Source organism: Comamonas sp. (assembly GCF_009360615.1).
Classification (GTDB): Bacteria; Pseudomonadota; Gammaproteobacteria; order Burkholderiales; family Burkholderiaceae_C; genus Comamonas.
Window position 1 is genome coordinate 1 of record NZ_SPEY01000050.1, and the last position, 22,341, is coordinate 22,341.

17 protein-coding genes are annotated in these 22,341 nt (G+C 63.5%); 6 read left to right on the forward strand and 11 right to left on the reverse strand.

Annotated elements, in window-relative coordinates; genetic code table 11:
* The 3 genes from E2583_RS14065 to dnaA all read right to left on the reverse strand — a co-directional run.
* Positions 1-1,408: ATP-binding protein (locus E2583_RS14065; protein ID WP_291596697.1), on the reverse strand; the 1,408-nt coding region annotated here is incomplete at its 3' end.
* 146 nt (positions 1,409-1,554) lie between these two features.
* The gene (dnaN, locus tag E2583_RS14070; protein ID WP_291596721.1) at positions 1,555-2,676 is read right to left on the reverse strand and encodes a DNA polymerase III subunit beta; all 1,122 of its coding nucleotides are present in this window, start codon (positions 2,674-2,676) and stop codon (positions 1,555-1,557) included.
* 182 nt (positions 2,677-2,858) lie between these two features.
* Entirely contained in the window at positions 2,859-4,265 is a 1,407-nt protein-coding gene (gene dnaA, locus E2583_RS14075) for a chromosomal replication initiator protein DnaA (protein WP_003060009.1), read from the reverse strand.
* A gap of 516 nt (positions 4,266-4,781) precedes the next feature.
* On the opposite strand from dnaA, the gene rpmH reads away from it, so the two are divergent.
* The 4 genes from rpmH (at position 4,782) to yidC (ending at position 7,543) form a co-directional block, all read left to right on the forward strand.
* Entirely contained in the window at positions 4,782-4,916 is a 135-nt protein-coding gene (rpmH, locus tag E2583_RS14080) for a 50S ribosomal protein L34 (protein WP_003060014.1), read from the forward strand.
* 64 nt (positions 4,917-4,980) lie between these two features.
* Positions 4,981-5,538, forward strand: a complete 558-nt coding sequence (locus tag E2583_RS14085) for a ribonuclease P protein component (protein ID WP_291596731.1) — start codon at positions 4,981-4,983, stop codon at positions 5,536-5,538.
* On the forward strand, positions 5,535-5,834 hold the full coding sequence (gene yidD / locus E2583_RS14090; RefSeq protein WP_003060017.1) for a membrane protein insertion efficiency factor YidD: 300 nt from the start codon (positions 5,535-5,537) through the stop codon (positions 5,832-5,834). Before E2583_RS14085 ends, yidD begins: the two co-directional genes overlap by 4 nt.
* The gene (gene yidC / locus E2583_RS14095) at positions 5,831-7,543 is read left to right on the forward strand and encodes a membrane protein insertase YidC (RefSeq protein ID WP_291596734.1); all 1,713 of its coding nucleotides are present in this window, start codon (positions 5,831-5,833) and stop codon (positions 7,541-7,543) included. Before yidD ends, yidC begins: the two co-directional genes overlap by 4 nt.
* A gap of 89 nt (positions 7,544-7,632) precedes the next feature.
* Here yidC and mnmE read toward each other — a convergent pair whose 3' ends face one another.
* Entirely contained in the window at positions 7,633-9,060 is a 1,428-nt protein-coding gene (gene mnmE, locus E2583_RS14100; protein ID WP_291596736.1) for a tRNA uridine-5-carboxymethylaminomethyl(34) synthesis GTPase MnmE, read from the reverse strand.
* A 281-nt stretch (positions 9,061-9,341) separates the two neighbouring features.
* Here mnmE and E2583_RS14105 point away from each other — a divergent pair, with 281 nt between their 5' ends.
* The gene (locus tag E2583_RS14105; RefSeq protein WP_291596738.1) at positions 9,342-11,651 is read left to right on the forward strand and encodes an NADP-dependent malic enzyme; all 2,310 of its coding nucleotides are present in this window, start codon (positions 9,342-9,344) and stop codon (positions 11,649-11,651) included.
* Positions 11,652-11,720: 69 nt separating this feature from the next.
* Here E2583_RS14105 and E2583_RS14110 read toward each other — a convergent pair whose 3' ends face one another.
* The 6 genes from E2583_RS14110 to E2583_RS14135 all read right to left on the reverse strand — a co-directional run bounded on the left by E2583_RS14110 (position 11,721) and on the right by E2583_RS14135 (position 18,550).
* Complete coding sequence (locus tag E2583_RS14110; protein WP_182285115.1) at positions 11,721-11,870, reverse strand: hypothetical protein; 150 nt, start codon at positions 11,868-11,870, stop codon at positions 11,721-11,723.
* Between the two features lie 136 nt (positions 11,871-12,006).
* On the reverse strand, positions 12,007-12,774 hold the full coding sequence (locus E2583_RS14115; RefSeq protein WP_291596742.1) for a tyrosine-protein phosphatase: 768 nt from the start codon (positions 12,772-12,774) through the stop codon (positions 12,007-12,009).
* 381 nt (positions 12,775-13,155) lie between these two features.
* Positions 13,156-14,010, reverse strand: a complete 855-nt coding sequence (locus tag E2583_RS14120; protein ID WP_291596744.1) for a phosphatase PAP2 family protein — start codon at positions 14,008-14,010, stop codon at positions 13,156-13,158.
* Positions 14,007-15,551, reverse strand: a complete 1,545-nt coding sequence (locus tag E2583_RS14125; protein WP_291596745.1) for a class I adenylate-forming enzyme family protein — start codon at positions 15,549-15,551, stop codon at positions 14,007-14,009. Before E2583_RS14125 ends, E2583_RS14120 begins: the two co-directional genes overlap by 4 nt.
* Positions 15,552-15,564: 13 nt before the next feature.
* Positions 15,565-17,214, reverse strand: coding sequence for an acyl-CoA dehydrogenase family protein (locus E2583_RS14130; protein WP_291596746.1), 1,650 nt, complete (start codon positions 17,212-17,214; stop codon positions 15,565-15,567).
* Positions 17,215-17,305: 91 nt separating this feature from the next.
* The gene (locus E2583_RS14135) at positions 17,306-18,550 is read right to left on the reverse strand and encodes a branched-chain amino acid ABC transporter substrate-binding protein (RefSeq protein WP_291596748.1); all 1,245 of its coding nucleotides are present in this window, start codon (positions 18,548-18,550) and stop codon (positions 17,306-17,308) included.
* Positions 18,551-18,716: 166 nt separating this feature from the next.
* Between E2583_RS14135 and E2583_RS14140 the strand changes: the two genes are divergently transcribed.
* Positions 18,717-19,310 carry a TetR/AcrR family transcriptional regulator gene (locus E2583_RS14140; protein ID WP_366007191.1) on the forward strand — a complete coding sequence of 198 codons (594 nt, stop codon included), beginning with the start codon at positions 18,717-18,719 and terminating at the stop codon, positions 19,308-19,310.
* 65 nt (positions 19,311-19,375) lie between these two features.
* Here the strand turns inward: E2583_RS14140 and E2583_RS14145 are convergent, their stop codons facing one another.
* Positions 19,376-22,300, reverse strand: coding sequence for a DNA topoisomerase III (locus E2583_RS14145; protein ID WP_291596751.1), 2,925 nt, complete (start codon positions 22,298-22,300; stop codon positions 19,376-19,378).
* Positions 22,301-22,341 lie beyond the last annotated feature (41 nt).

Below are 22,341 nucleotides of genomic sequence, written 5' to 3' on the forward strand. Positions count from 1 at the left end.
AGCCGCCGGCGGAGTCACCCTCGACGATGTAGATTTCGCACAGCGCAGGATCTTTTTCCTGGCAGTCGGCCAGCTTGCCGGGCAGGCCCATGCCGTCCAGCACGCCCTTGCGGCGCGTCATTTCGCGGGCCTTGCGCGCGGCTTCCCGGGCACGGGCGGCCTCGATGATCTTGCCGCAGAGGATCTTGGCGTCGTTGGGGTTTTCTTCGAGGAAGTCGGTCAGGCTCTTGGCCACGATGTCTTCCACGGGCGCCCGCACTTCCGAGCTGACCAGCTTGTCCTTGGTCTGGCTGGAGAACTTGGGCTCGGGCACTTTCACGCTGAGCACGGCGCACAGGCCTTCGCGCATGTCGTCGCCGGAGACTTCGACCTTGGCCTTCTTGGCCAGTTCGTTGTCGGCGATGTATTTGCCGATCACTCGGGTCATGGCGGCGCGCAGGCCGGTCAGGTGGGTGCCGCCGTCACGCTGGGGAATGTTGTTGGTGAAGCACAGCACCTGTTCGGCATAGCTGTCGTTCCACTGCATGGACACTTCGACGCCGATCTCGGTGCCGGGAATGCCGCCATAGGTTTCCGCAGGGCGCGAGCCGTTGGCGTGGAAGGTGGTGGGGTGCAGCACCTTCTTGGTGCCGTTGATGAACTGCACAAAGCCCTTGACGCCGCCGGCACCGGAGAAGTCGTCTTCCTTGCCGTCGCGCTCGTCCTTGAGCCGGATGCGCACGCCGTTGTTCAGGAAGGACAGCTCGCGCAGGCGCTTGGCCAGGATTTCATAGCGGAACTCGAAGTTCTCCTTGAAGATCTCCTGGTCGGGCAGAAAGTGCACCTTGGTGCCGCGCTTGTCGCTGGGGCCGACCACGCGCATGGGCGAGACTTCGGCACCGTCCACGACTTCGATCAGACGGTTTTGCACAAAGCCGCGCGAGAAGTCGATCTCGTGGCGTCTGCCGTCCCGGCTGACGGTGAGCTTGAGCCAGACGGACAGCGCATTCACGCAGGACACGCCCACGCCGTGCAGACCGCCCGAGACCTTGTAGCTGTTCTGGTTGAACTTGCCGCCGGCGTGCAGCTCGGTCAGCGCGATTTCGGCGGCCGAGCGCTTGGGCTCGTGCTTGTCGTCCATCTTCACGCCGGTGGGAATGCCGCGGCCGTTGTCGATGACGGACAGCGAGCCGTCGGCATGGATGGTGACCAGAATGTCGTCGCAGTAGCCGGCCAGCGCTTCGTCGATGGAGTTGTCCACGACCTCGAAGACCAGGTGGTGCAGACCGGTGCCGTCCGAGGTGTCACCGATGTACATACCCGGGCGCTTGCGCACGGCCTCCAGGCCTTCCAGGATCTGGATTGCGCCTTCGCCATAGCCGCCTGCATCCACGGCGGTCTGGGTGTCTGGCTTGTTCTCTTCGGTCATGAAATTACCTTGCTGCTACAAGGTCAGGAGCTCTTGGCGCCTGCCCTGCATAACTTTCGAATGAATACTTGCCTGAAATCTATACAGGAAGAGCGGTAGCTGCTCCTGATTTCAGGCAATGAAATGGCTGGCGGCGTTCGTTGCAGTCAGATGCGCATCGGCATCACGACGTACTTGAAGCTTTCGTTCTCGGGGATGGTGACCAGCGCCGAGCTGTTGCCGTCCTGCAGATCGATCCTGACCATGTCCTGGCTCATATTGGTGAGCACGTCGATCAGATAGGTCACGTTGAAGCCGATCTCGATGGTGTCGCCACCGTAGTCGATATCGAGTTCGTCCATCGCCTCTTCCTGCTCGGCGTTGTTGGACGCCACGCGCAGCGTGCCGGGCTCGACCGACAGGCGCACGCCCTTGAACTTGTCGCTGGTCATGATGGCCGTGCGCTGCAGCGATGCCAGCAGCGGTGCGCGGCCCAGGGTCACGCTGTTGGTGTGGTTGCGCGGGATGACGCGGTTGTAGTCGGGGAACTTGCCCTCGACCAGCTTGGTCACGAACTCCATGCCGCCAAAGGTGAACTTGGCCTGGTTGTTGGCGAACTGCATCTCGATGACGGGCTGGTTCTCGCCGCTGGCGTCCGACAGCAGGCGCTGCAGCTCCAGCACGGTCTTGCGCGGCAGGATCACTTCCTGCTTGATGGGCACTTCCACGTCCAGCGTGGCGCTGGCCCAGGCCAGGCGGTGGCCGTCGGTGGCCACCAGGCTCAGGGTGTTGCCCTCGGCGACGAACAGGATGCCGTTCAGGTAGTAACGGATGTCCTGCACGGCCATGGCAAAGGAGACCTGGCCCAGCAGGTCCTTGAGCACCTTCTGCGGCACGCTGAAGGCGGGGCCGAAGGCGGCCGATTCCTGCACCAGCGGGAAGTCTTCGGCGGGCAGGGTCTGCAGCGTGAAGCGGCTCTTGCCGCCCTTGAGAATCATCTTGGCCTGCTGCGTCTCCAGGCTCACGGTCTGGTCGCCGGGCATGGTCTTCAGGATGTCGATCAGCTTGCGGGCACCGATGGTGGTGGTGAAGTCGCCGGCGTCGCCGCCCAGCTCGGCCGTGGTGCGGATCTGGATTTCCAGATCGCTGGTTGTCAGCTGCAGTGCATTGCCGGTCTTCTTGATCAGCACATTGGCCAGAATGGGCAGCGTGTGGCGGCGCTCGACAATGCCGGCCACCGATTGCAGGACCGCGAGAACTTTGTCTTGTGTGGCTTTCAGGACGATCATGTCAACCTCAGTGATTTAAGTGCGCATATGTTTTGACGCGGCGGCGCCCGCAGGGCGATGCGGACGCTCCCTCATGCCGCGTGAATTCCCCATTTTGCCCTGTGTGAGTGACATTCATGGGGTAGTTTTTTAGAGCGTGGTCATGATCTCTACGTCGGCGCGAGCAGATCGTGAACACGCTCTTAACCCTTGAGCGTTTGTTCCAGCACATGCAGCTGCTGGTTCAACTCGGTGTTGGTCTGGCGCTCGCCCGCGATCTTGCGTACCGCGTGCAGCACGGTGGTGTGGTCGCGGCCGCCGAACAGTTCGCCGATCTCGGGCAGGCTTTTCTGCGTCAGCTCCTTGGCCAGGTACATGGCAATCTGGCGCGGCCGCGCAATGCTGGCCGGGCGCTTCTTGCTGTACATGTCGGCCACCTTGATCTTGTAGTAGTCAGCCACCGTCTTCTGGATGTTTTCCACAGAGATCTGGCGGTTCTGAATGCTGAGCAGGTCGCGCAGCGCCTCGCGCGCCAGCTGGATCGACACTTCCTTCTGGTTGAAGCGCGAATAGGCCAGGATCTTGCGCAGCGCGCCTTCGAGCTCACGCACGTTGGAGCGCACGTTCTTGGCCACGAAGAAGGCGACTTCCTCGGGCATGTCGGCGTTCTCGGCGCGGGCCTTGTTGATCAGAATCGCCACGCGCATTTCCAGCTCGGGCGGCTCGATGGCCACCGTCAGGCCCGAGTCGAAGCGCGAGACCAGGCGCTCGTGAATATTGGCCAGACCCTTGGGATAGGTGTCGGACGTCATCACGATATGGCTCTTCTTGGCCAGCAGGGCCTCGAAGGCATTGAAGAATTCTTCCTGCGTGCGGTCCTTGTTGGCGAAGAACTGCACATCGTCGATCAGCAGCAGATCGAGGGAGTGGTAGCGTTCCTTGAACTCGTCAAAGGTGCGGCGCTGGTAGGCCTTGACCACATCCGACACGAACTGCTCGGCATGGATGTAGAGAATCTTGGCGTCGGGCTTGTCCTTGAGCAGCTGGTTACCCACAGCATGCACCAGGTGGGTCTTGCCGAGGCCGACACCGCCGTAGATGAACAGCGGGTTGTAGAGATGACCGGGCGAGCCTGCCACATGCATGGCGGCCGAGCGCGCCATGCGGTTGGCCGTACCTTCGACCAGGGTCTCGAAGGTGAGGGCCGGGTTCAGGCGGGTGCGGAAAACCGGCGCACTGGCCTCTTCGCTGGTGACGGTGGGCACGGCGACATTGAGCGTCTGCGCCGCTGTCTGCTGCGTCGCCGAAGGCGGACGCACATAAGTTCGAACAACGCTTTCGCGCTGAGCAAGTGCTAACTCAAGGGTGACCGGCTGGCCGTAGAGCGACTCCAGCATGGCCGAGATGCGGCCTGCATACTGGGCACGGATCCAGTCCAGCTTGAAGCGGTTGGCCACATAGACGGTGACCTTGGAAAAATCTTCTGCAACGAGTGCCGTCAGCGGCTTGATCCAGGTGTTGAATTGCTGCTCCGGCAGCTCCTGACCCAGTTGCTCAACGCAGACCTGCCACAGGGCCTGGCCTGCATCATTGGTTGGTTCCTCTGTCATTGTCAAAAGTCTAATTGTGGATAGGAGGAACAGTTGCGGGGTTGGTATTGTAGCTTTTGCGGAAGTTATCCACAAAATATCAGAAGGCTGTCCCCGGCTCCAGTGCGTTATAGGCTGCACATCCTAATAGATTAGGCAGCCTGCGGCTTGTAAAGAATCTCCGACCTCTGCGCAGGCTTGTCGGTATCCTCATGAGTCCATAGCAAATTCAAGGGTCATTGCATCAAAGGCGCAACGCTGTGATAATCCCCGGTTTCCCTGAATGTGTTCAGGGTGATATGAGCCGGGCGCCTTTTTTGTGCGCGCGCGCCCAGCTGCTTTAGAACATGCACAACATGTTCCCGGGCGCTGTGGCGGGTGCTTTGTTCCGTTTGTTGCCTTCTGGTCCGATGACATGCTCGGCATGTGAAAAAATATCGGGCTTGGCGGTGACAGTGTGCGGCGCAAAACCGGAATGGTCGGGCGCAAACATGGCGCCTTGCCGACGCAAATACTGAACCTTCTCAAGGAACCAACATGAAACGTACTTACCAACCTTCCAAGATCCGCCGCGCCCGTACCCACGGTTTCCTGGTCCGCATGAAGACCAAGGGTGGCCGTGCCGTGATCAACGCACGTCGCGCCAAGGGCCGCAAGCGTCTGGCCGTCTAAGGCCGGCGTTGGCTAGCGGTCTGCTCCTTCGCTGCGCTGAAAGCCTCTGAACGGAGGCTCTCCTATGCAAAGGCTGAAAACGCGTCCGCAATTCCAGGCCACCATGTCTGCGGGCACGATTGCCCGTACCCCGCACTTCGCCCTGCACCGCATGGAGCTGGTGGCCGAGGTTGCCGACAGGGTTGCCAACCCCAGGACAGGGCCCGGATCGAGTGATCCGCAGGCCCTGTTTGGCGTTGGTGCCGTGCGCAGGCAGGCCTGGCTGGGGGCCATGGTGCCCAAGCGCTGGGCACGCCGCTCGGTCACGCGCCACACCATCAAGCGCCAGATCTATGCGGTGTCCTCGGATTATGAGGACGCCCTGCTGTGTGCTTCCTATGTGGTGCGCCTGCGCTCGGGGTTTGACCGTAAGCAATTCGTCAGTGCAACGTCGGACCAGCTCAAGGCGGCGGTCCGTAAGGAACTGCAACAGCTTTTTGCGACCGGCGCGCGCCGCCTGATGCAGGCCCGCCAGGCCGCAGCGACGCAGGGGGAATGTCAGACTGATGCGTCTCAAGCCTCTGATGGAAAAGCGCAAGAAGCTACTGATTCAATAGCAAATCAGCCGGAGAACCAGTCATGATGCAGCGACTGCTCATGGCTGTCGTGCGTGGCTACAGGCTGCTGCTCAGTCCCTGGCTGGGGTCGGCCTGCCGCTTCGAGCCGACCTGCTCGGCCTATTCCCTTCAAGCGCTGGAACAACACGGCGCTGCGGTAGGCTCTTATCTGACGGTGCGCCGGCTGGCGCGCTGTCATCCGTGGTGTGACGGAGGGCATGATCCCGTGCCACAGCAAAAGCCCAGGCTGTTTTCCTTTCTGGACAATGCCTCGGACTCTTCCGCGACCACCCAACCTTCCTCACCTAAGAAGTCTTCATGAACGATATTCGCCGCACCATACTGTGGGTGATATTTGGCTTTTCCATGGTTTTGCTCTGGGACAAGTGGCAAATCCATAACGGCAAAAAGCCCACCTTCTTCCCATCGCCGCAGACGGTCAGTGCGCCGGCTGCGGCCGACGCAAAGCCTGCTGACGTCAGCGTGCCCCAGCCCGCCGCGGCCGCGTCTGCCGGTGATGTGCCCGGTGCTGCCAGTGCTGCAGCCCAGCCTGCAACTGCGGCCACTCCCCGTCAGGACGTGACCGTGGGCAGCGATGTGATGCGTCTGACCTTCGACAGCGAAGGCGGCACGCTAAAAGCTTCCGAGCTGCTCAAGTACTCCGACACCGTGGATGAAAAGAAGCTCATGCAGGTGTTCGAGCAAAACGCCAAGCGCATCTACCTGGGACAGACCGGCCTGATCGGCGGCAACTTCCCCACGCACAAGACTCCCATGACCGTGATGCCCGGCGAGCGTGAGCTCAAGGACGGCCAGGACAGCGTGCAGGTGCGCTTCGAGTCCGCCGACCAGGGGGGCGTGAAGCTGGTCAAGACCTTCACGCTCAAGCGCGGCTCCTATGCGGTCGATGTGCAGCACGATGTGGTCAACACCGGTTCGACCGCCGTGAATCCCCAGCTGTACATGCAGCTGGTGCGCGACGGCAACAAGCCCGAGCATGAGTCCACCTTCTACTCCACCTTCACCGGCCCTGCCGTCTACACCGACGCCAAGAAATACCACAAGGTCGAGTTCAAGGACATCGAAAGCGGCAAGGCCGAGGTCGACAAGGCTTCCCCCAATGGCTTCGTGGCCATGGTGCAGCATTACTTCGCCAGCGCCTGGCTGCTGGCCGACGGCATCCAGCGCGACAACTTCGTGCGCAAGGTGGGTGACAACCTGTATGCCGTGGGCATGATCACGCCCGTGGGCACGGTGGAGCCCGGCCAGACCAAGACCGTGAGCTCGCGTCTGTTCTCCGGCCCTCAGATCGAGCCCATGCTGGAGAAGCTCTCGCCCGGTCTGGAACTGGTCAAGGACTATGGCTGGCTGACGATTCTGGCCAAGCCGCTGTACTGGCTGCTGTCCGAGCTGCACCAGTTCATCGGCAACTGGGGCTGGTCCATCGTGGCCCTGGTGGTGCTGCTGAAGATCGCCTTCTACTGGCTCAACGCCAAGGCCTACTCCTCGATGGCCAAGATGAAGGCCATCAACCCCCGCATTCAGGAAATGCGCGAGCGTCTGAAGGACAAGCCCCAGCAGATGCAGCAGGAGATGATGCGCATCTACCGCGAGGAGAAGGTCAACCCCATGGGCGGCTGCCTGCCCATCATCATCCAGATCCCTGTCTTCATGGCTCTGTACTGGGTGCTGCAGTCCAGCGTGGAAATTCGCAACGCGCCCTGGATCGGCTGGATTCACGACCTTTCGGTGCCGGATCCCTTCTTCATCCTGCCGCTGCTGATGACTCTGTCCTCGCTGCTGCAGACCGCACTGAACCCCGCTCCTCCTGACCCCATGCAGGCCAAGATGATGTGGATCATGCCGCTGATGTTCAGCGTGATGTTCTTCTTCTTCCCCTCGGGTCTGGTGCTGTACTGGCTGACGAACAACATTCTGTCGATCGCTCAGCAGTGGATCATCAACAAGCGCATGGGCGTGCCGCCTCAGTTCAACCTGCCCAAGTTCGGCAAGGCTGCCGAAGGCAAGTAAGCACGGCGCCAGCGCCAACCAAAACGCCACCTGAAAAGGTGGCGTTTTTTCATGCCCGCTCGAACAAGGCGGCGGGCCGGCCTGCGACCTTACTTGCCGATGCAGAAGCTGGAGAAGATCACCCCCAGCAGGTCGTCGGAGCTGAATTCGCCGGTGATCGAGTTCAGCGAAAGCTGGGCCAGGCGCAGCTCCTCGGCCAGCAGATCCAGATGGGCGGATTGCGCCGCCAGCTGCGCGTCAGCCATCTCCAGGTGGGCATCCACGGCCTGCAGGGCCTCCACATGGCGGGCGCGGGCCAGGTACAGGCCTTCGGGCGCGGATTGCCAGCCCGCCACTTCCAGCAGTCGCTTGCGTAGCGCGTCCAGGCCGTCGCCGGTACGCGCTGACAAGGCGATCTGCTGCGCATTCAGCTGGGCGGTGTGACGGCTCTGTACTTCGGCAGCAGCCATATCGGTCTTGTTCCAGACATGGATGAGCGGCACCTGAGCGGGCAGCCTGTCCTGCAGAGTGCGGGCGATATCGGCATCGGCCGCCGCATAGTCGGCCTGCTCCACGCGGGTCAGATCGTGCAGAAAGAGCACGGCATCGGCCGCTGCAATCTCGTCCCAGGCACGCGCAATGCCGATGCGTTCCACCTCGTCATCGCTGTCACGCAGGCCTGCGGTGTCGATCACATGCAGGGGCACGCCCTCGATCTGAATCGTCTGCTGCACCTTGTCACGCGTGGTTCCGGCAATCGGGGTGACGATGGCCAGCTCGGCCCCCGCCAGTGCGTTGAGCAGCGAGCTTTTGCCCGCATTGGGCTGACCGGCAATCACCACCTTGATGCCTTCGCGCAACAGCGCGCCCTGATGGGCGCGTGCCAGCACGGCAGCGACCTGGGCGCGTAGGCGCTCGAGTTGGCCAAAGGCATCGGCCTTCTGCAGAAAATCGATTTCTTCCTCCGGGAAGTCCAGCGTGGCTTCCACCAGCATGCGCAGATGCACCAGGGCGTCGCGCAGCACATGGATTTCCTGCGAGAACGCGCCAGACAGCGAACGGCTGGCACTGCGCGCGGCGGCTTCGGTGCTGGCATCGATGAGGTCGGCAATTGCCTCGGCCTGGGCCAGGTCGATCTTGTCGTTGAGAAACGCGCGCTCCGTGAACTCCCCCGGCTGGGCCAGACGCAGCCCTGCCAGCACCGGCTTGCCGTCCTGGCTGCCGCTCTGGGCCGCTTCCAGGCAGCGCGCCAGCAGCAGCTGCAGCACCACGGGTCCGCCATGGGCCTGCAGCTCCAGCACATCCTCGCCCGTATAGCTGTGCGGGCCGGGGAAGTAGATCGCCAGGCCATGGTCTATGGGCGAGCCGTGCGCATCCCTGAAGGGCAGATAAGTCGCTTCGCGCGGTTTCAGCGCCTTGCCACAAAGCGTTTGCACCAGGGCCGCAAGACCTTTGCCGGAGACTCGCACAATGCCAACGGCTCCGCGCCCGGGGGCGGTGGCGATGGCGGCAATCGGGTCATTGTGGCGGGGCAGCATGGGCAGGAGCTTTCAGAGAGGCGGGCAAACAAAGGTCAGCAAGAATCATATCTCTGTGTTCTATGCATTATTTGCATAATGCTATGATTTCGTTTGCATCGTTATTGAACAGTCATGGCTGTTTGACCTTAAACGCCGAGCTGCAACCCCTCTTTTTTTGATAGCGCTCGGCCTACAATCCAAAATCCGATTTCATCGTCCGCAAGAGCACAGGGACCGGGTCATGTGCCCATAGAGAGTCCTTACTGCGGATGACTTACTTTGCGAGCTGGAGACCGCTGATGTCCGATACCAAGCCCATTACCTCGATCGACAAACGTGCGTTGCTGCGTCAGGCGGCACTGGAGTATCACGAGTTTCCCAAGCCCGGCAAGGTGGCCATCACGGCAACCAAGCCCATGGCCAATCAGCACGATCTGGCTCTGGCCTATTCGCCCGGCGTGGCTGCGCCCTGCGAGGAAATCGTCAAGGACCCCGCTGCGGCCTTCAAATACACCAGCCGCGGCAATCTGGTGGGCGTGATCTCCAACGGCACGGCGGTGCTGGGCCTGGGCGATATCGGCGCGTTGGCTTCCAAACCCGTGATGGAGGGCAAGGGCGTGCTGTTCAAGAAGTTCGCCGGCGTCGATGTGTTCGATATCGAGATCGACGAAAAGGACCCGCAAAAGCTGGTCGACGTGATTGCTGCGCTGGAGCCCACCTTCGGTGCCATCAACCTCGAGGACATCAAGGCGCCAGAGTGCTTCTTCGTGGAGCGCGAGCTGCGCAAGCGCATGAACATTCCCGTCTTCCACGACGACCAGCACGGCACGGCCATCACCGTGGCAGCGGCCATGGTCAATGCGCTCAAGGTGGCCGGCAAGAAGATCGAAGAGGTCAAGCTGGTGGCGTCGGGTGCCGGCGCCGCGGCGCTGGCCTGCCTGAACCTGCTGCTGGAAGTGGGTCTGAAGCGCGAGAACGTGTTCGTGACCGATATCGCCGGCGTGGTCTACGAGGGCCGCACCGAGCTGATGGACCCGGACAAGGCGCTGTTTGCCCAGAAGACCGAGCTGCGCACGCTGGGCGAGGTGATCGAGGGCGCTGACGCCTTCCTGGGCCTGTCTGCCGGCAATGTGCTCAAGCAGGACATGGTCAGGAAGATGGCGGCCAGGCCCATCATCTTCGCGCTGGCCAACCCCAACCCGGAAATCATTCCCGAAGATGTGAAGGCGGTGCGCGACGACGCCATCATCGCCACGGGCCGCACGGACTACCCCAACCAGGTCAACAACGTCCTGTGCTTCCCCTATATCTTCCGTGGTGCGCTGGACTGCGGCGCGACCACCATCACCACCTCGATGGAGATCGCCTGCGTGCACGCGATTGCCGCGCTGGCCCAGGCCGAGCAGTCCGAGGAAGTGGCAGCCGCCTATGTGGGCGAGGTGCTGAGCTTCGGCCCCGAGTACCTGATTCCCAAGCCCTTCGATCCGCGCCTGATGCTGATCGTGGCACCCGCCGTCGCCCAGGCAGCGGCCGAAGCCGGTGTGGCCAAGCGCCCCATCCAGGACATGGATGCCTACCGCGAGCATCTGAAGACCTTCGTCTACGCCTCCGGCACCATGATGAAGCCCATCGTGCATGCGGCCAAGAAGGCCACCAAGAAGCGCGTGGCCTATGCCGAGGGCGAGGAAGAGCGCATCCTGCGCGCGGCCCAGATCGTGGTGGACGAACGCATTGCGCGTCCGACACTGATCGGACGTCCCGCCATCATCGCCCAGCGCATCGAGAAGTTCGGCCTGCGCATGAAGGAAGGCGCCGACTACGACGTGGTCAATGTCGAGCATGACGAGCGCTACCGCGACTTCTGGCAGAGCTATCACCGCATGACGGAGCGCAAGGGCATCACCGCCCCCATCGCCAAGATCGAAATGCGCCGCCGCCTGACGCTGATCGGTTCCATGCTGCTGCACAAGGGTGAGGTGGACGGCCTGATCTGCGGCACCTGGAACAACACCAATGTGCACCTGAACTACATCGACCAGGTCATCGGCAAGCGCAGCGGCGTGGCCACCTACGCCTGCATGAACGGTCTGCTGCTGCCCGAGCGCCAGGTATTCCTGGTCGACACCCACGTCAACTACGATCCCACGGCCGAGCAGCTGGCCGAGATCACCATCATGGCCGCCGAGGAAATGATGCGCTTCGGGATCAAGCCCAAGGTGGCGCTGCTGAGCCACTCCAACTTTGGCTCCAGCAACCAGCCCAGCGCCGTCAAGATGCGCCAGACCCTGGAGCTGCTGCGCGAGCAGGCGCCCTGGCTGGAGGTGGATGGCGAAATGCATGGCGACGTGGCACTGGACGGCAAGGCCCGCGCCAAGCTGATGCCCAACAGCACGCTGCTGGGTGATGCCAACCTCCTGGTCTCGCCCAATATCGATGCCGCCAACATCAGCTACAACCTGCTCAAGCAGGCTGCCGGCGGCGGTATCGCCGTGGGCCCTGTGCTGCTGGGGGCTGCCAAGCCCGTGCACGTGCTCACGCCCAGCACCACCGTGCGCCGCATCGTGAACATGACGGCGCTGACCGTGGCCGACGCCAACGTCAGCCGTTAATCGCGCGGCACAAACAAAAGCCCGCCGGTGCAGCAAGCACGGCGGGCTTTTGCGTGCCTGGCGGCGGGTTTACCAGGTACGGCTGACGCCTGCGTCCACGGTGCCGAAGATTTCCACGCCACCGGAGCCGCTGGAGCTGGAGGAGGCCGGCATGGTGCCGGAGCAGGCCGTCAGCGCCAGCGTGGCGGCGGCTGCGGCCAGGGAGAGCCATTTGCGCATCTGCATTTCCTTGTCCGCATCCATTACGGACCATGGCCCATGGTAGCGGGCCGGAGATACCCTGCCGTAACAGCTTGTTATGCCTGAAAAGGGGTTTAACCTAATCCAGGAAAGCCTTTGAAGCTATCAAAGTTGATCAGGCCTCCAGGTACAGCCCGGCCAGCCGCTCGCGCGCTGTGCCATCCACACCCAGCACCTGGCTCAGATAGCGGTCCACGCTGCCATGCTGGGTGCGCACCGCATCGATCGAGGCCATCAGATAGGAAGGCTGCACGCGCCACAGTGCATCCAGTGCCTCTTCGGAGAGCTGGCCGTACATCTGGGTCGGGCGTACAAAGTACCGGTTGGTCAGCAGGTAGTCTTCCATGATCTGCTCCTCGTCCACGCCCAGGGCCGTCAGCAGCAGGGCTGCGGCCCAGCCCGTGCGGTCCTTGCCGGCCGTGCAGTGAAAGACCAGCGGCGCATCGCTGAGCTGCAGCAGCGCGAGGAACTGCGCAAAGCGATTGCCATACACGTTCACAAAGCTGCGGTAGGTGTCATGCATCAGCTCCTCGGTATCGCGGCTGCTGAGATGGCGGCCCTGCTCCATCATGGACTGGGCGCGCTGCACCACGGTGGGCTCGACCACCAGGGCATGGCGCTTGATCAGAGGCCAGGCATAGGAGAGATGCGCGCTTTCGCCTTCGCCGCGAAAGTCTGCGCTGCGCTGTATGCCCAGTTTTTGCAGCTGGTCCAGGTCTTGCGGGGTCAGATGCGCCAGATGCGCGGAACGGTACAGCTTGCCCCATTGCAGGCGGCGGCCGTCCAGGCCCCGATATCCGCCCAGATCGCGGAAATTGGAGGCTCCCGAGAGGGAGACTTGGCGCGCAGGGCGCTCCGTCAGCAGGTCATGGTTCGGTTGCATACCAATCCTTATAGCGGATTGCGAAGACCCATCCATGTCATCCGTGTTACCCGGACGCAATGCCTGCCGTGGTCATGTGCAGGAGCGAGCGGGGTGATGCCACGACGTGGCCGCCTCCGATGGCGAAGGACGCCTGAACCTGGACTTGCACCAGCATGTGCGCGGGGTGTCGATCAGAGCGCTGGGCTTGTTCATGATGCGCTTGAACAGAACGGACGGTTGAGCCAGCGGCGCGAGCGCCATCCGAATACGAGTTCGCAGTTCGTCCGCCCGGCTTCTTCGGCGCCGTGGCTTCGGCGACTTTGACCATGCTCCAGGATCCGTGCGGCCCGGCGACCGTGGCAGTCGCTGTGGCAACGGTGGTGGTGCTGTGCGGCGCCCTCAGGGGGAGAGCGTGGCCGATTCGGCGAGTGCTTCCCGGTGTGCCGGGCATTGCATGCCTGGGGAAGCACCGCGCTGGCGGGCCCTGTCCACTTCGGTACGCGCCAGCGCCAACTGGGCGCTGAAGACGGCGTCACTTTGCAGTCGGGCCACCGTGGCTGCGCCGATGAGGCGGCCGGCCTCAATGTCGCTACGCCAATGCACCCCGCAGATGCCTCTGCTCTGGCCGAATGCGCGGCCACGCTGGAGCAGGGCATCGCTGCGATCCGGGGCGATCTCTGCCAGCACCAGCGCCCAGGCCCATCCCACGGAGGAATGGCCGGAGGGGTAAGAGCCGTTCTTGGACAGGTCGTTTTCTTCCTGCGGTGTGCAACTGGGCTGGGCAAAGGTCACAAAGGGTCGGATCCGCTGGTAGTGCTCCTTGGCCTTGCGGGTGGCGCGGCCTGCATCGGTGAGGGTGCGACGCAGCAGCATTTCCAGGTGCGGCGTGTCTTGGGCGGACACCGGCACTCCCAGCGCACAGGCGAAGGTCTGCGCTGCTGCCGGGAATTTCAGCTGTGCATCCTGGCGGGCCAGTTCGCCGCGCGCTGTGCTGCGCAGTGCCACCAACTGGTGAAAGCTCTCATCGTCCAGTCTCTGTGCGGTGGAGCCCGGTGTGGGCGGGGCTGGCAGCAGGGTCAGGCTGTCGGGCAACTGGTCTGCAGCGAGGTATCCGTTCAGATAGCCGGAGCCCTCGCTTGTTTCACCGACCATCGTCGCAGAAGTGGGCGGCGGGGTGGTGCAGGCACCCGTTGCAAGGGCTGCGGCCAACCATGTCAGAGCCAGGCCCGGGGGAGTGAAAATGCGGTGGTTCATGGGGATGCGGGTGCCTCGGTGCGCAGCAGGTGCTTGAGTAGTTTGCCGGTCGCGGTGCGCGGCAGTGTGTCGCGGACCTCGAAGATGCGCGGAATCTTGTAGCGCGCCAGCTGCGGGGCCATGAATTCGCGCAGGGCCTGCTGGTCCAGCAGCGTGCCGGGCTTCAGGGTCAGCACCGCCACCACGGTCTCGCCCCATTCGGGGTGGGGACGGCCGATGACGGCCACCTCCTGCACATCGGGGTGGGTGCAGAGCAGGTCTTCGACCTCCTTGGAGTAGACGTTTTCGCCGCCCGTGACGATCATGTCCTTGAGCCTGTCCACGATATAGAGATAGCCGTCCGCGTCCCTGCGCGCCAGATCGCCGCTGTGATACCAGCCCTGGTGATCCAGCACGGCGGCCGTGGCCTCGGGGCTGTCCAGATAGCCCTGCATCATGGCTGCGGAGCGCAGGCAGATCTCGCCGACCTCGTCGGGACCGCAGGGGCTGCCGTCCTGGCGGCGCAGTTCCAGCTCCACGCCCGGTATGGCGCTGCGACCGATGGAGCCCGGCTTGGTCAAGGCTTCTTCGGGGTAGAGCATGCTGCCTAGCGGCCCGGACTCGGTCATGCCATAGACCTGCATGAAGCGGTCGCTGCGATAGGCCTTGCACAGCCTGCGAACCATCTCCGCGCCCAACGGGCCGCCGCCATAGGTCCAGAGGCGAATGGCGCTGAAGTCGTAGCCGGCGACGTCCGGCACCACGGTCAGCGGGGCCAGAAAGGCGATCGGCGCACCGAAAGTGAAGCTGATGCGTTCTCGCTCCAGCGTCTCCAGAAACTCCCTGGGAGCGTACTCGCGCATCAGCACGGCAGTGCCGCCCATGAGCAAGGTGCCCAGAAACCAGTTGTTCAGCGGCGATGAGTGCCAGATGGGCATGGCGATCAGCGTGCGTTCCCTGTGCGAAAGCGAGGTGGCGGCGGCCGTGCACAGGGCTGCGTGAAAGACATTGGCATGGCTGTGCAGGCAGCCCTTGGGCCGGCCCGTGGTGCCCGAGGTATAGAGGATTTCGGCCAGTGTTTCCGGTGCCGGATGAGCAGGCCCGTCGCTGCAGGGGGCGGCCTGCGTCAGCAGCTCGTCGAAGAAGCCCACGCCTTCGGCGGCACTGGCTGTGCTCAGCCACCGCAGTTCAGCCGCCGGCGGTGGTGCGTCCCGGATGGCTGTGATCAGCGACGCGCGCGTTCCATCCACAATGCACAGCCGAGTGCCGGAGTGGCGCAGTATGTAGGCGACTTCCGGGGGCTGCAGCTTGTGGTTGATAGGCACGACGGCGGCACCCAGCCGCCAGGCACCGAACAGCGCGAACACAAAGCCCGGGGTGTTGAAGCACAGCAGGCCTACCCTGTCGCCCGGACGCACGCCTTGCGCGCAGAGCACGGCAGCGGCGCGATGACTGGCCTCGGCCAGGGCGGCATAGCTCCAGTCCTGGCCGTCGGCGCGCAGCGCCGGTTTTTCGGGGCGCGTGCGTGCCTGCTGGTCGAGCAAGGAAACGAAATTCATCATGGCTGGCACCCCCTCAGCCTGTCCAGGCATTGCGCAGCAGGGCGGCCGCGTCGCTGCGGGAGCAGGCAACACCGGCCACCGGGCCCCAGTCGGGGTCGAAGCGGCTGCCAAGGAAGGCCGCGGCACTGTCGCTGCCCGCATGCTGCAGCATCAGCGTGGCCTGTACCGTGAGGGCCAGGCGCTGGGTGAAGCGGCGCGCTTCGCGCTCCAGATCCTCAGGCGCCTGCATGATGGCCCGGCGAAGCTTGTCCACCTGCGTGCGCAGCACGCCCTCCTCGGCACCGATCTGCTGCAGATGGTCGAGCAGCAGATGGGCGTCGTCGGGGTGGCGGGCAATGGCGCGCAGCACATCCAGGCACATGACGTTGCCCGAGCCTTCCCAGATGGAATTGACGGGGGCCTCGCGGAACAATCGGCCCATGGGGCCGGTCTCCACATAGCCGTTGCCGCCGAAGACTTCCATGGCTTCACCCGTGTAGCCCACGGCGCGCTTGCAGTTCCAGAACTTGGCGGCAGGCGTGACGATGCGGCGCCAGGCCTGATCCAGCGGGTCTTGCGAGCCAAAGCGTGCGCACAGGTCCATGGCCAGCCAGGTGGCGGCTTCGGACTCCAGTGCCATATCAGCCAGCAGGCCGGTCATCACCGGCTGCTCGGCCAGCGGCAGCCCGAAGGCATGGCGGTTGCGTGTGTAGTGCAGGGCCTGCACCAGGGCCTGACGCATAAAGCCTGCACTGGACAGTGCACAGTCCAGACGGGTGTAGGTGGCCATTTCGATGATGGTGGATATGCCCCTGCCTTCCTGGCCGATGAGCACGCCCCAGGCGTTGTCGAATTCCACTTCGCTGCTGCTGTTGGAGCGGTTGCCCACCTTGTCCTTGAGGCGCTGGATGTGAATGGCGTTCTTGCTGCCGTCCGGGCGCCAGCGTGGCACGAAAAAGCAGGTGGGGCCGCGCTCCTCGGTCTTGGCCAGCACCAGGTGGCCGTCGCACATGGGGGCCGAGAAGAACCATTTGTGGCCGGTGATCAGATATTCCTCGCCCCAGGGACCGCTGCTGCCTGACGGGTTCAGGGCCACGGCACCTGTGGTGTTGCTGCGCACATCGCTGCCGCCCTGGCGCTCCGTCATGCCCATGCCCACGGTGATGGAGCGCTTGCCCTGGGCAGGGATGTCGCGCGCGTCGTATTCGGTGGACTCCAGCAGCGGCCCCAGCACTGCATTGAGCTGGGGGTTGATGCGCACCAACGGAATGCTGGCCTTGGTCATGGTGCTCGGACAGCCCGAGCCGGACTCGATCTGGCTGTGCATGAACAGCGAGGCACCATAGGCCGGCCAGGCGGTCTGCCGAGGGTCGGTGAAAGGCAGGTTGGAGATACCGTTGCGCCGCGCAATCGTCATCATCTGATGCCAAGCGGGGTGAAAGCGCACCTGGTCGATACGGTCGCCTGTGGGCGAATGCGTGTGCAGCTCGGGCTCGAAACGGTTGGCGTCCTCCGCGGCGCGCAACGTGGCTTCGGCACCATATTCCGCGCCTTGCCGCCGCAGTTCTGCCTCGCGCCACTGTGCGCCGCCGCGGGCCACGGCACGCTGCAGCACCGGGTCGCAGGCATAGACGTTGTAGTCCTTGAGTTCCGGGGGCTGGTTATGAGGATGGATGCCAGTCATGGGTTTCTTCCCTCCAAGGTGTTTCCGTGCGTTGCATCGGGCAGTGCGTTGCAATATCTGTGACATGTCCGGCGGGCGCCTGCGGAGGTGTTCAGGGTGGCCGCTTCATCTGGCACCGGGTGTCCAGCGCGGCCGCCTGTGCGGGAACCATGGCGACGGGCTTCCATCCCAGGCCCGTTCCTTCCTGGTCATGCACCACGGTCTTGCCGTCCACCGGCTCCCAGCTCAGCACATGGATGGGCTGCTGGGCCTGGTGATCGCTGCTGCGCATTTCCACGGGGCCGTTGACGCCCTGGAAGCGCATGCCCGACATCCTGGCTGCCACGGCGGCAGGTTCCACGGACCCGGCTTCGCGTATGGCCTGGGCCAGCATCAGCAGGGCGTTGTGTCCCTGGCCGTTGATGAAGTCCTCGTTGAACTGCCGTCTGAAGCCCGGCAGCAGCGGGTCGCCGACCAGAGGTGGGGAGTTGGGGCTGAAGGCCGAGACCAGCTTGACCCGGCCCTGTCCTGCTGCCCCCATGGCACTGGGCACGCCGAAGTTGTTGCCGTTGAGGGTGTAGAAGACCGCAGTCAGCCCGGCTTCGCGCGCGGTGCGCACGATCAGCGCCAGATCGGCACCGAAGTCCGCCGTGATGACGGCATCGGCCCCGGACTGCTTGATCTTGGCGATATAGGGAGAGAAGTCCTTGACCAGTCCGAGAGGGTGAAAGTCGTCGCCCACGATCTTCAGGTCGGGGCGCTTGGTCGCCAGCATGCTGCGCGCTGCGCGCGAGACTTCCTGGCCGTACGCATAGTTGGGGTTGAGCAGAAAAACCCGCTGTACCTCCTTTTGGCCGACCAGATAGGACGCCAGCGCTGCGACCTTCATGTCCGAATTCGCATCGGTGCGGAAATGCCAGTAGCTGCACCTGGCATTGGTCATCTGCGGCGCCTGGGCCGCATAGTTCAGGTAGATGATCTCCTTGCCGGGGTTGCGGCCGTTGTGCTTTTCGATGGCCTCCTGCAGTGCCAGGCCCACGGCCGAGGAACTGGCGCCCTGCACCACATAGCGGATGTTCTGACCGATGATGGACTGAAGCAGGCTCAGCGCCTCCTGCGCAGACAGACGGTTGTCGAAAGGAACGATCTCGAACCTCACGGCACCGGCCCAGCTCTGTTCGTTGGCCAGCCTGGCGCTGTACTGGAAGCTCTTGAGTATATTCAGGCCCAATCCCGCCATGGGGCCGCTCATGGTATCCAGCGAGGCGATCCTCACGGCCGTGGCTGGCTGTGCGATGGCCAGCGAAGCGCAGGCCAGCGCCGTTGCGGCCAGGAAGATGGCAGTACGAGGGGGCATGCTTGTCTCCGTCTTTGATGGGAATTTCTTGTCCGCCGGGCAGCGAGCACATCGGCATCGAAGTCCCTGTGGAAAATTCTAGAAACCCGTGCAAGAAAGGTGTTCGGATTTGGCCAGCATGAAACCACGCACCCCTTCCTCCGCGACAGCAGGGCGTCGCAGGCCTTTGCAGTCCCGTGCACGGCAGACGTTTCAGGCCCTGCAGGACGCCTTTGTTCGGCTTTTGCTGGAGCGCAGTTACGCGGAAATCACCGTGCGCGAGATCGTCCTGGTGGCGGGCACCGGCCTGGGCAGCTTCTACGAGTACTTCTCGGGCAAGGAAGATCTGGCCAAGGTATGCCTGCATCTGCGCTCCAAGGCGTTGCTGCTGGGCATTCGCGGCGTGACCAGCAGTCATGCGGGCCAGCCGCTGATGCAGATCGCCGAGGCAGTGGTCGATTCACAGCTGCAGGCGCACCGTGAGCGGGCGGATGAATGGGGCGCCCACTATCTGCTGGAGCGCCACTATTCCACCTCGGAGGCCTACCGGAAGATGTTCGAGCGCTTTGTGGACGCCTGGGCAGCAGCCATAGAGCAGTCCTCCGATCTGCCACCGGACTACCCGGTGCGCGATGCTGCACGGGTGAGCCAGTGCATTCTGTATGGCCTGTTCAACCACAGCTATCTGGCCACCGATGTCCCGCCGGATCTGGACTTGCTGCGCAAGCGCGCCAACACGGCCATATCTGGCTATCTGAGCGCCTTGCGTTGCGCTGCCTGAAATGAAAAAGACCGCCGGCGGCATGCCGTGGCGGTCTCTGCGGGTTGGCAGGCAAGGGCTGGCGATCAGCTCACATGCTTGCCCACGATGCCGGCCAGCTCGAACATGCTGATCTGCTCCTTGCCGAACACCGGCTTGAGCTTGGCGTCGGCGTTGATGGCGCGCTTGTCCTTGGCGTCCTGCAGGCCGTTGGCCTTGATGTAGTCCCAGAGCTTCTTGATCACGTCAGGGCGCGAGGTGGGTTCGCTGCCGATCACGGCGGCCAGATCGGCGCTGGGCTTGAGCGTGGCGCTCACGGTGCGGGGCTTCTTCACCGCTGCGGTCTTGGTCGCCGTCTTGGCGGCGGTCTTCTTGGCCGCCGTGCCCGTCTTCTTGGCGGCGGCCGTCGTGGTCTTGGCCGTCGCTGCGCCAGCCGTCTTGCGCGCCGGGTACTTGCCTTCGCGCTGCTCGAACTCGAAGTTCACCTTGCCCGCAGCGCCATCCCAGACCAGGAAGGCCTTGAAGTTGCGACGCGTGCGGTTGGAGACGAACTTCTCCAGCAGATCGGTCTTGCCGGTCTGCAGCAGCTTGCTCATCTGCTCGCGCTCGATGGGCTGCTGCAGAATGATCTGGCCGCTCTTGAAGTCGCAGCTGGGCGTGGTCTGGGCCAGCGTGGGAACGGCCTTGGAGCAGACATAGTTGGCACCATGCTCGAAGACGGGCGAGCCGCACTTGGGACAGGGGCCCAGGCTTTGCTGGTGGGCAAAGTCCACGATCTCGCCCGTGTCCTCGGAGTCCTTGTCGTCGCCGAAGTCGAATTCCAGCTTGAAGTTGCTGTTTTCCTCGTCACGCACGATGGCGACCTCGGCCACGAACGGCCATCCGGCCTTGGAGCGGAAGCCCTCCAGCGGGCCGATGCGGCGTTCGCGCAGCAGCTGTTCGGCCTCGGCGGTCTCGAAGGTGCGACCGGCAGGGGATTTGGTGAAAGAGAAGCCGCAGCCTTCGCTGGCGCCATTCGCACCCGTGCAGGCGTAGCGGCGGTAGTTCTCCCTGACCACGCCGCCGCAGTTGGGACAGGGCGTGGCCAGCGTCGCGTAGTCGCCGGGAATGGTGTCGCGGTCGTATTCCTTGGCCTTCTTGACCAGCTTTTCGGTCATGGCCTGGATCTGCTGCATGAAGGCTTCGCGCGAGAGCTGGCCCTTTTCCATCTGCGACAGCTTGAATTCCCATTCGCCGGTCAGGTCGGCACGGCACAGCTCCTCGACCTCCAGGCCGCGCAGCAGCGTCATCAGCTGGAAGGCCTTGGCCGTGGGGATCAGTTCGCGGCCTTCGCGCAGCATGTATTTTTCCGTCAGCAGGCCTTCGATGATGGCCGCACGCGTGGCTGGCGTGCCCAGGCCTTTTTCCTGCATGGCCTCGCGCAGCTCGTCGTCGTCGATCTGCTTGCCGGCGCTTTCCATGGCCCCCAGCAGCGTGGCTTCCGAGTAGCGTGCCGGTGGCTTGGTCTTGAGGCCCTTGACATCGGCATGGTGGGTGCGCGGCTGCTCGCCGGGCTGCACGGCCACCAGGGGCTGGCCCTTGTCGCCTTCCTTGGCGTCCTCCACCTCGTTGGCGGCTTCCTTGCCGTAGATGGCCAGCCAGCCCGGCTTGACCAGCACCTTGCCCTCGGTCTTGAAGCTGTGCTGCTCCACCTTGCTGATGCGCGTGGTGACCTGGTATTCGGCGCTGGGGAAGAACACGGCCATGAAGCGGCGCACGACCAGGTCGTACAGCTTCTGTTCGGCTTCCGACAAGCCGGAAGGGGCCTGCGTGGTCGGAATGATGGCAAAGTGATCCGACACCTTGCTGTTGTCGAACACGCGCTTGGTGGGGCGGATGTAGTTGTCGTTGATGGCCTGCTGGGCAAAAGGCGCCAGATGGCGCATGCCGCTGGTGGCCAGCATGTCGAAGGTCTGGCGCGCCACGGGCAGATAGTCTTCGGGCAGGGCGCGCGAGTCGGTACGCGGATAGGTCAGGGCCTTGTGGCGTTCGTACAGGCTTTGCGCCAGCGCCAGCGTGGTCTTGGCCGAGAAGCCGAACTTGCCGTTGGCTTCGCGCTGCAGGCTGGTCAGGTCGAACAGCAGGGGCGAGGCCTGCGTGGTGGGCTTGCTTTCCTCGGTGACGGTGGCCGGCTTGCCCTGGACGGCGGCGGCAATCGCTTCGGCCTCGGCCTTGTTCCACAGGCGGTCGGCCTTGGCCTCGGCATCGTCCGATTTCTTCCACTGCGGGTTGAACCACTTGCCCAGGTACTGGCCGGCCTGGGCGTCGAAAGTGCCGTGCACTTCCCAGTAGTCGCGGCTGACGAACTGGCGGATCTTTTCCTCGCGCTCCACCACCAGGGACAGGGTGGGCGTCTGCACGCGACCCACGGTGGTCAGGAAGAAACCGCCGTCGCGCGAGTTGAAGGCCGTCATGGCACGCGTGCCGTTGATGCCCACCAGCCAGTCGGCTTCGGAGCGGCTGCGCGCGGCGCTGGCCAGGCCTTGCATCTGGGCATCGCTGCGCAGATTGTTGAAGCCGTCACGAATCGCCTGCGGCGTCATGGATTGCAACCACAGTCGCTTGACCGGCTTGCCCAGACCGCCCTTGGCACCGCCCGCGTATTGCTCGATCAGGCGGAAGATCAGCTCACCCTCGCGGCCCGCGTCACAGGCGTTGATGAGTTCGGTCACATCCTTGCGCTTGGCCTGCTTGACCACGGCGTTCAGTCGGGTCTTGGTCTTGTCCACGGGCTTGAGGTCAAAGCGCGGGGGGATGACCGGCAGATTGGCAAAACTCCATTTCCCGCGCTTGACGTCGAATTCTTCGGGCGCCTGAATTTCCACCAGGTGGCCGACCGCACTGGTCACCACATAGCTGTCGGATTCGAAATAGTCATCGTGTTTTTCAAACTTGCCTGCCACCGGGGTCAGCGCACGGACGATGTCCTGTGCGACAGAAGGCTTTTCTGCAATCACCAGGGTTTTAGTCATTGTGTGTTCTCGTCGTCATTAACCACCTGAACCCGGATCGA

Coding starts and splice junctions, on each gene's coding strand:
- dnaN (WP_291596721.1), bottom strand. CDS start 2,676: ATGATCGTCCTGAAAGCCACACAAGACAAAGTTCTCGCGGTCCTGCAA.
- dnaA (WP_003060009.1), bottom strand. CDS start 4,265: ATGACAGAGGAACCAACCAATGATGCAGGCCAGGCCCTGTGGCAGGTC.
- rpmH (WP_003060014.1), top strand. CDS start 4,782: ATGAAACGTACTTACCAACCTTCCAAGATCCGCCGCGCCCGTACCCAC.
- E2583_RS14085 (WP_291596731.1), top strand. CDS start 4,981: ATGCAAAGGCTGAAAACGCGTCCGCAATTCCAGGCCACCATGTCTGCG.
- yidD (WP_003060017.1), top strand. CDS start 5,535: ATGATGCAGCGACTGCTCATGGCTGTCGTGCGTGGCTACAGGCTGCTG.
- yidC (WP_291596734.1), top strand. CDS start 5,831: ATGAACGATATTCGCCGCACCATACTGTGGGTGATATTTGGCTTTTCC.
- mnmE (WP_291596736.1), bottom strand. CDS start 9,060: ATGCTGCCCCGCCACAATGACCCGATTGCCGCCATCGCCACCGCCCCC.
- E2583_RS14105 (WP_291596738.1), top strand. CDS start 9,342: ATGTCCGATACCAAGCCCATTACCTCGATCGACAAACGTGCGTTGCTG.
- E2583_RS14110 (WP_182285115.1), bottom strand. CDS start 11,870: ATGCGCAAATGGCTCTCCCTGGCCGCAGCCGCCGCCACGCTGGCGCTG.
- E2583_RS14115 (WP_291596742.1), bottom strand. CDS start 12,774: ATGCAACCGAACCATGACCTGCTGACGGAGCGCCCTGCGCGCCAAGTC.
- E2583_RS14120 (WP_291596744.1), bottom strand. CDS start 14,010: ATGAACCACCGCATTTTCACTCCCCCGGGCCTGGCTCTGACATGGTTG.
- E2583_RS14125 (WP_291596745.1), bottom strand. CDS start 15,551: ATGATGAATTTCGTTTCCTTGCTCGACCAGCAGGCACGCACGCGCCCC.
- E2583_RS14130 (WP_291596746.1), bottom strand. CDS start 17,214: ATGACTGGCATCCATCCTCATAACCAGCCCCCGGAACTCAAGGACTAC.
- E2583_RS14135 (WP_291596748.1), bottom strand. CDS start 18,550: ATGCCCCCTCGTACTGCCATCTTCCTGGCCGCAACGGCGCTGGCCTGC.
- E2583_RS14145 (WP_291596751.1), bottom strand. CDS start 22,300: ATGACTAAAACCCTGGTGATTGCAGAAAAGCCTTCTGTCGCACAGGAC.